This is a genomic window from Pseudarthrobacter enclensis (genome assembly GCF_001457025.1).
Taxonomy (GTDB): domain Bacteria; phylum Actinomycetota; class Actinomycetes; order Actinomycetales; family Micrococcaceae; genus Arthrobacter; species Arthrobacter enclensis.
The window spans coordinates 483,119-493,614 of record NZ_KQ758600.1 but is presented as its reverse complement, the minus strand read 5'-3'; the positions used below and the strand labels follow the sequence as shown (position 1 = coordinate 493,614).

8 protein-coding genes are annotated in these 10,496 nt (G+C 67.0%); 5 read left to right on the top strand and 3 right to left on the bottom strand.

Going from position 1 to position 10,496, the window contains the following annotated elements; all coding sequences use genetic code 11:
* Positions 1 to 10 precede the first annotated feature (10 nt).
* Entirely contained in the window at positions 11 to 1,597 is a 1,587-nt protein-coding gene (locus tag AS031_RS06870) for an LCP family protein (protein ID WP_058267375.1), read from the top strand.
* 79 nt (positions 1,598 to 1,676) lie between these two features.
* On the opposite strand, the gene AS031_RS06865 is transcribed toward AS031_RS06870, so the two are convergent.
* Positions 1,677 to 3,629, bottom strand: a complete 1,953-nt coding sequence (locus AS031_RS06865; RefSeq protein ID WP_058267374.1) for a M13 family metallopeptidase — start codon at positions 3,627 to 3,629, stop codon at positions 1,677 to 1,679.
* Between the two features lie 252 nt (positions 3,630 to 3,881).
* Here AS031_RS06865 and leuA point away from each other — a divergent pair, with 252 nt between their 5' ends.
* The 3 genes from leuA (at position 3,882) to AS031_RS06850 (ending at position 7,309) form a co-directional block, all read left to right on the top strand.
* On the top strand, positions 3,882 to 5,621 hold the full coding sequence (leuA, locus tag AS031_RS06860; protein WP_058267373.1) for a 2-isopropylmalate synthase: 1,740 nt from the start codon (positions 3,882 to 3,884) through the stop codon (positions 5,619 to 5,621).
* An 81-nt stretch (positions 5,622 to 5,702) separates the two neighbouring features.
* Positions 5,703 to 6,455, top strand: coding sequence for a DNA repair protein RecO (gene recO / locus AS031_RS06855; protein WP_058267372.1), 753 nt, complete (start codon positions 5,703 to 5,705; stop codon positions 6,453 to 6,455).
* 2 nt (positions 6,456 to 6,457) lie between these two features.
* Positions 6,458 to 7,309, top strand: coding sequence for an isoprenyl transferase (locus tag AS031_RS06850; RefSeq protein ID WP_058267371.1), 852 nt, complete (start codon positions 6,458 to 6,460; stop codon positions 7,307 to 7,309).
* Here the strand turns inward: AS031_RS06850 and AS031_RS06845 are convergent.
* Positions 7,306 to 8,331 carry an alpha/beta hydrolase gene (locus tag AS031_RS06845; protein ID WP_176716514.1) on the bottom strand — a complete coding sequence of 342 codons (1,026 nt, stop codon included), beginning with the start codon at positions 8,329 to 8,331 and terminating at the stop codon, positions 7,306 to 7,308. The genes AS031_RS06850 and AS031_RS06845 overlap by 4 nt on opposite strands.
* Entirely contained in the window at positions 8,328 to 9,323 is a 996-nt protein-coding gene (locus AS031_RS06840) for an alpha/beta hydrolase (protein ID WP_058267370.1), read from the bottom strand. Before AS031_RS06840 ends, AS031_RS06845 begins: the two co-directional genes overlap by 4 nt.
* Positions 9,324 to 9,414: 91 nt before the next feature.
* On the opposite strand from AS031_RS06840, the gene AS031_RS06835 reads away from it, so the two are divergent.
* Positions 9,415 to 10,485: a quinone-dependent dihydroorotate dehydrogenase gene (locus AS031_RS06835; RefSeq protein ID WP_058267369.1), complete on the top strand. Its 1,071-nt coding sequence runs from the start codon at positions 9,415 to 9,417 to the stop codon at positions 10,483 to 10,485.
* Positions 10,486 to 10,496 lie beyond the last annotated feature (11 nt).

The following is a 10,496-nucleotide window of genomic DNA, read 5'->3' as shown; positions in this document are numbered from 1 at the left end:
GGTTCACCACGTGGCGCGAGGCCGTGACAAGAACGAGTTCGGCGCGGACGCGCCACCCGGGTCGGGACCCGTTTCCAGGCACGCAAACCAGGCCGGCCTGGGCGCCGCGCGGCACCTTGGGCCGATCCGCGGCATGCCCGGCTGGCTGAAGGTCGTCACTGCCGTGGTGGCGGTGGTGCTGGTGGGTGGCCTCGCCTTCGCAGGGTTCTGGTTCGTCCGGCTGCAGAACAACATCTCCAAGGCCCCGCTGAACGCCGGCGGGACAGGCACGGAGGGGCCGATCAACGACGCCACGGGCCGGATGCAGATCCTCATCCTCGGCTCAGACACCCGCGACGGGAAGAACGCCGAGTACGGGACCTCGGATGATTCCACCGGGTACGGAAAGTCCGACGTCATGATGCTGATGGACATCTCCGAGGACAACAAGCGCGTGAGCGTCATCAGCTTCCCGCGTGACCTCCTCGTCGACATCCCGGCATGCAAGGACTCGAAAACCGGCCGTGAGTACCCTGCCCGCAGCGGAGTGATGATCAACGAAGCCATGGGCGAGGCAGGAATTGGCTGCGCCGTGGACACCGTCAACAAGTTGACCGGCCTTGAAGTGGACCACTTCATGATGGCGGACTTCAACGCCGTCAAGGAACTGTCCAATGCGGTCGGAGGCGTGGACGTCTGCGTCAGCGACGCCATCTACGACCCCGATTCCCGGCTCCGGCTTCCGGCGGGCACGTCAGCTGTCCAGGGTGAACAGGCACTCGCCTTCCTCCGCACCCGCCACGCCTTTGCCGACGGCGGTGACCTGGGGCGCATCCAGGCGCAGCAGGGCTTCCTCTCCTCACTGACGCGCAAGATCAAGGACGAGGGGACGCTGACCGATCCCGCCAAGATGCTCAAGATCGCCGACGTGGTCACCCAGAACCTCACGGTTGACGACGGCCTTGCCTCGGTCCCCACGCTGCTCACCATCGGCAACCGGCTCAAGGACATCGATGTCAGCAAGGTCGCCTTCGTTTCGGTGCCCACCACGCCCGCAGTGTCCGACCCCAACCGGCTGGAGATCGCGGAACCTGCCGGCTCCCAGCTGTTCTCGGCGCTCCGCAAAGACGTCGACCTGACCGACCCCACAGCGCCCACCTCGCCGTCGCCGACTGATTCGGCAAGCCCGTCCCCGTCCGCGACGCCCACGGAAACTGCCGCCCCGCTGCCGCCGTATGACAAGGCGCTCCAGCCGGTCTCTGTGGCCAACGGATCAGGAGTCCCCGGGCGCGCCCAGGAACTCGTCCAAGCATTGGTCACCGGCGGCTTCAGCCAGACGGCGCAGTTCGAGGCGCAGGCTGTCAGCCAGTCTGCGGTGTACTACGGAACGAATTTCGCCGACGTCGCCACTGACGTTGCTGCGCTGCTCGGGATCCCTGCCGCCCAGGTCATTCCTGCCCCCGGTGTCACGGGTGTCCAGGTCTACGTGGGCAGCGACTTCACCAGCGGCACTGCGTACGGGGCCGGCACGCAAACCGAACTGCCGAAGGACATCGTCAACCAGACCGCCGGTGACGCGCGGTGCCAGCAGGCAAACCCCGAGCTGATCGTCAGGTAGCCTGCGTCCCAGTCAACTACAAACGGAAACGGCCGGGACCAGCCTGATGGCTGGCCCCGGCCGTTTCCTGTATCCGGTCCTACCAGATGCTGACGCGTTTCGCGGGCGGCATCCACATGCCGTCCTGATCGGTCACGTCGAACGCGTCATGGAAGGCGTCCAGGTTCCGGGCAATGGCGTTGGTCCGGAACTCGTTGGGGGAGTGGGGATCGGTGGCCAGCCTCCTGACCGCTTCCTCCTGCCGGATGACCTGCCGCCACCCCGCGGCCCACGAGGCGAAGAAGCGCTGTTGACCGGTCAGCCCGTCCAGCACCTCAGGCTCCTTGCCGTCGAGGCTGATCAGGTACGCCTTGTAGGCGATGGCGAGTCCGGCGAGGTCGCCGATGTTCTCGCCCAGGGTGAGGCGGCCGTTGACGTGATGGCCCGGCGCTGCGGTCGGTGACAGGGCGTCGTACTGCTCCACCAGCCGGGCGCTGAGCTTCTCGAAAGCCTGTCGGTCCTCGTCCGTCCACCAGTTCCGCAGGGCGCCGCCGCCGTCGAACTGGGAACCCTGGTCGTCAAAGCCGTGGCCGATTTCATGCCCGATCACGGCGCCGATGCCACCGTAGTTGACGGCGTCGTCAGCGTCAGCCGTGAAGAAGGGTGGCTGCAGGATGGCGGCGGGGAACACGATCTCGTTCATCATCGGGTGGTAGTAGGCGTTGACCGTCTGCGGCGTCATCAGCCACTTGTTGCGGTCCACCGGCTTGCCGACTTCGTCGAGGTGCCGGTCGACGTCGGCGTTGTGGGCGCGTTCCACGTTGCCCAGGAGGTCACTGGGATCGATCTCCACCGCGGAGTAGTCGATCCATTCATCCGGGAAACCGATCTTGGCGCGGAAACCGTCAAGCTTGCGCAGGGCCTCCGCCTTGGTGTCCCCGCCCATCCAGCCCACTTCCGTGATGCTGTTCCGGTAGGCCTCAATGAGGTTGCCCACCAGTGCCTGCATGCGCGCTTTGTGGGAACCGGGGAAGTGGCGCTCCACGTAGATCTGCCCGACGGCCTCGCCGAGTGCGGCTTCCACCACGGCCACGCCCCGCTTCCAGCGGTCCTTGTTGCGGGGCGTACCGCTGAGGGTGGTGCCGTAGAAGGCGAAGTTCGCGTCAACGAAAGCCTTTGGCAGGTACGGGGCGGCTGCGCTGACGACGCGCAGGGCGAGCCATTCCTGCCACGCCTGCAGCGGGACGGTCTCCAGCAGCCCGGCAGCACCCGCAAAGAAGTCCGGGGTGCTGACCACGAGTTCCTGCCGTTTGTCCGGGGCGATCCCCGCCGCCTCAAACCACGTGGGCAGGAGCGGGAACAGCGCCGAGGCGTCCTCCGCCGTCTTGAGGTTGTAGGTCTTTTGCGGATCCCGCAGGGTGACGTTGTCCCAATGATGGCCCGCGAGCTGTGTCTCCAGATCCACGACGCGGCCCGCAGCGGCTGCGGCGTCGCCGTAGCCGGCAAGCTCCAGCATGGTGGCTACATGGGCACGGTAGGCGGAGACGGTGGGTGCGAATTTTTCTTCCCGGTAGTAGGACTCGTCAGGCAGGCCCAGGCCGCCCTGGCCTGTGTACAGCAGGACCCGGTCGGGGTTCCCGGCGTCCGGGGCCGGGTAGATGTAGAACAAACCGCCCACGTCCGCGCGGAAGAGCCTGCCGGCGAGCGCGAGCAGGTCCTCGGCCGTCGCCGTGGCGAAAACATCCGCGAGCCGCTGACGGATGGGCTCCAGGCCCTTGGCTTCCACCGCGGCCTCATCCATGAAGCTGTTGTACAGGCCGCCGATTTTCCGCTCGATGCCGGTGGCGTCCTCTCCCTTGGCCGCCGCTTCCTCGATGATGTCCCGCACGGCGATTTCGGAGCCATCCCGCAGGGCGGTGAAGGTCCCTTCGAGCGGGCGGTCATCGGGAATCTCGGTGGCTTTCAGCCAGGCGCCGTTCACGTGCTGGTAAAGGTCGTCCTGCGGCCGGACCGTGTGATCAAAGGTGGAAAGGTCGATCCCCGAAATGGGCACTGAGACTCCTTATTTCTGCAACGCCGCAGCCGGCACAGATACCGGATACGTCTGCATGCTGGACTTTACGGACGGTAGTGCCCTTTCATCTTACGCACCCGTGTTACCCTCAAAAGGTGCGTGCAGAGCTCCTTCTCCTTAGCTGCCGCGGCGAGGCCACAGACGCGATCTAGCGCAAGGCCCACCCTCGCTGCGGAGTTTGTGTTGCCCGGCCACCCTTTCAATGAAGATCTTTAGAAAAGGCCCCAAGTAATGCGAAACGCACAGAAGCCCTCCGGAATGCCCTTCCACCGGTACACGCCGTTCCAGGACCAGATCAAGGTTGAGGTTCCGGACCGGACCTGGCCCGACAAGGTAATCACCAAGGCCCCGCGCTGGTGCGCCGTGGACCTGCGTGATGGAAACCAGGCGCTGATCGATCCCATGAGCCCGGCCCGCAAGATGAAGATGTTCGATTTGCTGGTCCGGATGGGCTACAAGGAGATCGAGGTCGGGTTCCCGTCGGCGTCGCAGACTGACTTCGACTTTGTCCGGCAGCTCATCGAGGGCAACCACATCCCCGACGACGTCACCATCCAGGTCCTGACCCAGGCCCGCGAACACCTGATTGAGCGGACCTACGAGTCCCTGGTCGGTGCCAAGCAGGCCATCGTGCACCTCTACAACTCCACATCCGTGCTGCAGCGGCGCGTTGTCTTCAACCAGGACGAGGACGGCATCCTCGACATCGCCCTGCAGGGTGCCCGGCTGTGCAGGAAATACGAGGAAACCCTGGCTGACACCCACATCACGTACGAGTACTCACCGGAGTCCTTCACCGGCACCGAACTGGAGTACGCGGTGCGCGTGTGCAACGCCGTGGCCGATGTCTTCGAGGCCTCTGCCGACCGCCAGGTCATCATCAACCTGCCCGCCACGGTGGAAATGGCCACCCCCAACGTCTACGCGGACTCGATCGAATGGATGAGCCGCCACCTGCACCCGCGCGAAGGCATCATCCTCTCGCTGCACCCGCACAACGACCGCGGCACGGGCGTCGCCGCCGCCGAACTGGGCTACATGGCCGGTGCCGACCGGATCGAGGGGTGCCTGTTCGGCAATGGTGAACGGACCGGCAACGTCGACCTGGTGACCTTGGGGCTGAACCTGTTCGTCCAGGGCATCGATCCCATGATCGACTTCTCGGACATTGACGAGGTCCGCCGGACCGTGGAGTACTGCAACCAGCTGCCCGTCCCCGAACGGTCCCCCTATGGCGGCGACCTGGTATTCACGGCCTTCTCCGGCTCGCACCAGGACGCCATCAAGAAAGGCTTCGAAGCCCTGGAGCGGGACGCCAAGGCCGCCGGCCAGGATGTCGCCGACTTCACCTGGCAGGTCCCGTACCTGCCCGTCGACCCCAAGGACCTGGGCCGCAGCTACGAGGCCGTCATCCGCGTCAACTCCCAGTCGGGCAAGGGCGGCGTCGCCTACCTGCTCAAGAACGAACACAGCCTGGACCTGCCCCGCCGCGCGCAGATCGAATTTTCCGGCGTCATCCAGCGTCGGACCGATACCGTCGGCGGCGAAGTCAGCGGTGCGCAGCTGTGGCAGATCTTCAAGGATGAGTACCTGCCCTCCGGCGAGGCCGACGGCCAGTGGGGCCGCTACTCCCTGGGCGCAGTCAAAACGGAAACGGATAACGACGGCGGCATGACGCTGCACGCGTCCCTCACCGTCGACGGCGCACAGGTCAGCCGCACCGGCACCGGGAACGGGCCCATCGCGGCGCTGCTGGACATCCTGACCCAGGACGGCGTGGACGTCCGGGTGCTGGACTACAGCGAGCACGCCCTGTCCGAAGGCGGCAACGCCATGGCCGCGGCCTACGTTGAATGCGCCGTGGGGGAGCGGGTGCTCTGGGGTGTCGGCATCGATGCCAACACCAGCATGTCCTCCCTGAAGGCTGTCATTTCGGCGGTCAACCGGGCCATCCGCGACGCCCAGTCCTGATCCGCCTGCCGCCGCGCCCAGCGAACACGCGGGGCGCGGCGGCGCGGGATCCGGTGGCCGCCGGGGATGGGAAGATAAAGCGTGGCCCAACAATCGTTCGCTTCCCGTGCGTACCGGGACGATGCCGTGGTGCTGCGTACCCACAAGCTGGGTGAAGCGGACCGGATCATCACCCTCCTCACCAAGCACCATGGCCAGGTGCGGGCCGTTGCCAAAGGCGTGCGCCGTACCAGCAGCCGGTTCGGTGCGCGGCTTGAACCGTTCATGGTCGCAGACCTGCAGCTGGTCTCGGGCAGGACCCTGGACATCGTGACCCAGGCTGTGGCTAAAGGCGCCTACGGCGGAAGCATTGCGGCGGACTACGCCCGCTACACGGTGGCCGCGGCCATGACCGAGACTGCGGAAAAACTCACGGACGTGGACGGCGAAGCGGGAACCGCGCAGTACAACCTGCTGGTCGGCGCGCTGGCAGCATTGAGCCGGGATGAGCATGCGGCAGGCCTGATCCTGGATTCCTACCTGCTCCGCGCCCTGGCAACAGGCGGCTGGGCCCCCAGTTTCACCGCCTGTGCCCGGTGCGGCATGCCAGGCCCGCACACCGCCTTCGCGGCGGCCCTGGGCGGCATGGTCTGCGCCGGCTGCCGGCCGCCGGGCTCGCCGGCGCCTGCCCCGGAGACCGTCACGTTGCTGGCCGCCCTGCTCACCGGCGACTGGGCCACCGCGGACGCTTCCCTTCCCCTGCACCGCAAGGAAGCCGCGGGGCTGGTGGCCGCCTACCTGCAATGGCACCTGGAACGGGTGCTCAAATCCCTCAAACACGTGGAGCGTAGCTGACAGTGGCCCTGGGCAAGAAAACCAACACCCCCCGCACGCGGACCCGTCCCGTAACGGCACCGTACCCGCACCCGTCGGGTGCCGTGCCCCCGTCCATCCCGGCCGAATTCGTCCCGCGGCACGTCGCCATCGTTATGGACGGCAACGGCCGGTGGGCGAACCAGCGGGGATTGCCTCGGATCGAAGGGCACAAGGCCGGCGAACCCGCCCTGCTCGATGTCATGGCCGGCGCCATCGAGCTGGGCATCGAGTACGTGAGTGTGTACGCCTTCTCCACGGAGAACTGGCGCAGGTCTCCTGAGGAAGTGCGCTTCCTGATGGGATTTAACAAGGATGTGCTGCGACGCCAGCGGAACCAGCTGGACGAGTGGGGCGTCCGGGTCAGGTGGTCCGGCCGCCGGCCCAAACTGTGGGGTTCGGTCATCCGGGAACTGGAGGAGGCGGAAGCCTTCACCGCCGGCAACAACACCTGCACGTTGACCATGTGTGTTAATTACGGCGGCCGGGCCGAAATCACGGACGCGGTGTCGGCCATCGCCGCTGACGTCGCCGCCGGCAAGCTGAAGCCCTCGGCGATTTCCGAGCGCACCATCCAGAAGTACCTCGACGAGCCGGACCTGCCGGACGTGGACCTGTTCCTTCGCAGCTCGGGTGAACAGCGGTTGTCCAACTTCCTGCTCTGGCAGTCGGCCTACGCCGAGTTCGTCTTCATGGACACGCTGTGGCCGGATGTAGACCGCCGGACCCTCTGGGCGGCGGTGGAAGAATATGCGCGCCGGGACCGCAGGTACGGCGGGGCCGTCGATGCCGCGGCGGCACCGGCAGGCTCACCGGCCGCCACCGACGGAACCTAGGCCGGAAAGCATCCCACCCACGCTGCCAGGTCCCGGGTGGCTTCTTCCCTGACGGCCCGGCGCGAAAGGAACACGTCGTGGAGTGCGCCGGGATACCGGTAAACGCTGACGCGCCGGCCCAGTCGCAGGGCCCGTCCTGCGGTCTCCTCCACGTTGATCACGGCGTCCGCTTCCATCATGTCCGCCGACCATTCAATCTGGATGCGTGTCCGGTCTGAGAGCATGACCAGGACAGGTTCCCGGATGTGCAGCCTGCGTTCCACGGCGGCATGGCCGGCCAGGACTGCCTTCGCCCAACCGGCGCGGATCGGGAACGACGCGCGGGGCCGCCATGCCGGGTCAAGCTGCCATTCGCCGTGCGCTTCGGAACTGACGCTTTGCCAGTAGCCGGGCATTTCGGGAAGCCACAGCGGCCGCCGCGGATCGGCCTTGGACAGCGGGTCCACCAGGTGCATCGCGATGGTCCGGATGATGCTGCTGCCCTGAAGCTCCAGCCAGGGGGCGTTCAGGACCAGGGAGGCGGCGAGTCCGGGGTTGCGGTCCGCCCAGAGGGCAGCGACCAATCCGCCCAGGGAATGGGCCAGCACGTGCACTGCCGGCGTCACGTCCGCGCCGTACAGCTGTGCCACATCCCCGCGGATCGCCGCCAGGGCTGCAGCGAGGTCTTCGTCGTAGACGGCCAGGTCATCGGTGTAGCCGGGGGTCTGCCAAGGGCGGAGGCTGCGGCCAAACTTCCGGAGGTCCACCGCGTAAAAGGGGATGCCCCGAGCCGCGAGGTGCTCTGCCACCTCGGCCTGCAGGAAGTAGTCCGCCCACCCGTGGACGTACAGGACCACGTTCAGCGCCTGCGGCCGGTCCGATGTGCGCGGCGCGGCGGCTGCGACGCACCGCACGAGCGTCGCCTGGACGTCGCCTTCATCATCCGGGGCCAGCGGCAGCGTCAGTTGCTCAAAGGCAGTTCCCAGCACGTCCGCGGTCCACAGATCCGTCAGGTTCCCGCGGCCCGCTTCTGCACCGCTCACGGCGCGTCGCTCGTCTGGTCCGGAGCGGTGTCATGGCCGTAGGAGGCGAGCCAGCGTTCCAGCCTGGCATACGCGTCCCGGCGCACAGCATCGGGGGAGAGGAACACATCATGGAGCGCCCCGTCGATGCGTTCAACGGTGACAGAACGGCCCAGCGTGAGTGCCCTTGCCCCGATGATCCTGACATCCAGCACAGCGTCCGTGCGCCGCATCTCCTCCGACCACAGCAGCCCGTTCGCGCTGCCGCCGGACAGCAGGACCAGGATGGGCACCTCGATGCCGAGGCCACGGGCCACCTGTGCCTGGCCCGCCAGCACCGCGCTGAGCCAACCCGCCCGGACAGGGAACGCCAGGGGCGGGCGGTACCGGTCGTCCAGGGTCCACTCGCCCTCGGCTGCACTGCTGATGGTCCGCCAGTAAAAGCCCCGTTCCGGCAACCGGAGAACCGTTTCGGGCCGCACCCGGGTCAGGGGTGCCAGCATTCCAGCCGCCGCTCGGCGTACCAGCGAGCTGCCATGCATCTCCAGCCAAGGGCTGTTGAGCACCAGGCGGGACACCGCTCCGGGATGGCGGCTGGCCCACAGCGCCGCCACCAGGCCGCCCGTGGAATGTCCCATGAGGGTTAGCGGTCCGGGAGTGCCATGATCCCCGATCAGCGCGGTCGCCGCAGCAATCTCGGCGTCGTAGTCGGCCAGGTGCCCTACATATCCGCCGTGCGTGCCGGGCCGCAGGCTCCTGCCGTGGTTGTGCATGTCCAGCGCATAGAAGTCGTACCCGGCGCCGCTCCAGAACCGGGCCAGGTCCACGTTGAAGAAGTAGTCGCTCCAGCCGTGCAGGAACAGGACCGCCTGCCGGCTGCCCGGCGGGGACGCCACTACGCCCTTCGGCCGGTGGCGGACAAGCGTCGCGGTCCGCTCCACGCCGTCTGCACCTGCGGCCCGGAACGCGAGGGACTGGAACTCCGTCCCCAGAATGTCCTGCTCCCATGCCATGGACCCATGCTAATCCGGTGCCTGCCTGCTTCCAGCCGGTTTTTGGCGTCTCCGTTTTGGTCTACGCCGCGTAAGACGGAAAACTGGAGGCATGCGCCTTTACCCCACCTTCTTTAAGCTGGCCTTTTCATGGATGGACGCTGAACGCGCCCACACTCTCGGGTTCAAAGGCATCCGGCTCGCGCATGCCTCCGGCGCCGGCAGGCTGCTGCACAAGCTGACGGCCCCGGCGCCGTCGCTGCAGACCACCGCTTTCGGGGTGACCTTTCCTTCGCCGTTCGGGCTGGCCGCGGGATTCGACAAGGAGGGCCACGGCATTGAGGCCCTGACCGAGCTGGGTTTCGGCCACGTCGAAGTCGGCACCATCACCGGCCAGGCGCAGCCCGGCAATGAGAAACCGCGGCTCTTCCGCCTGGTCCAGGACCGTGCAGTGATCAACAGGATGGGGTTCAACAATGACGGTGCGGCCGCCGTCGCTCCACGCCTGAAGTCGGCGCGTGCTGCGCTGCAGCGGCGTTATCCCGGCGTCCGGCCGGTGATCGGCGTCAACATCGGCAAGACCAAGGCCGTCGAGCTCGCCGACGCGGTGGACGACTACCGTGTCAGCGCACGCACGCTGGCGCCGGCGGCGGATTATCTGGTGGTGAACGTCAGTTCCCCCAACACCCCCGGGCTTCGGCTGCTGCAGGATGTGGAGACGCTCCGGCCCCTGCTCACCGCGGTGCGGGAAGAAGCGGACCGGGCCGCGGGCCGCCGTGTCCCGCTGCTGGTGAAGATCGCTCCGGACCTCAGCGATGAGGATATCGACGACGTTGCCCGGCTTGCACTGGACCTGAAGCTTGACGGCATCATCGCCACCAACACCACGATCGCCAGGACCGGGCTCACATCACCGGCCGGCCAGGTGGAGGAATGCGGAGCCGGGGGATTGTCCGGTGCCCCGCTGAAGAAGCGGTCCCTGGAAGTCCTGCGCCGGCTCAAGGACGCCACGGGCGGCAGCCTCACCCTGGTGGCGGTCGGCGGAGTGGAGGATGCCCGGGATGTTCAGGAACGGCTGGACGCGGGAGCAACCCTCGTGCAGGGCTATACCGCTTTCCTCTACGAGGGGCCATTCTGGGCGGCCCGGATCAACCGGCGCCTGGCACGGAACCGCAAAGCCTGACGCCGCGCCGC

Coding starts and splice junctions, on each gene's coding strand:
- leuA (WP_058267373.1), top strand. CDS start 3,882: ATGCGAAACGCACAGAAGCCCTCCGGAATGCCCTTCCACCGGTACACG.
- AS031_RS06835 (WP_058267369.1), top strand. CDS start 9,415: ATGCGCCTTTACCCCACCTTCTTTAAGCTGGCCTTTTCATGGATGGAC.
- AS031_RS06840 (WP_058267370.1), bottom strand. CDS start 9,323: ATGGCATGGGAGCAGGACATTCTGGGGACGGAGTTCCAGTCCCTCGCG.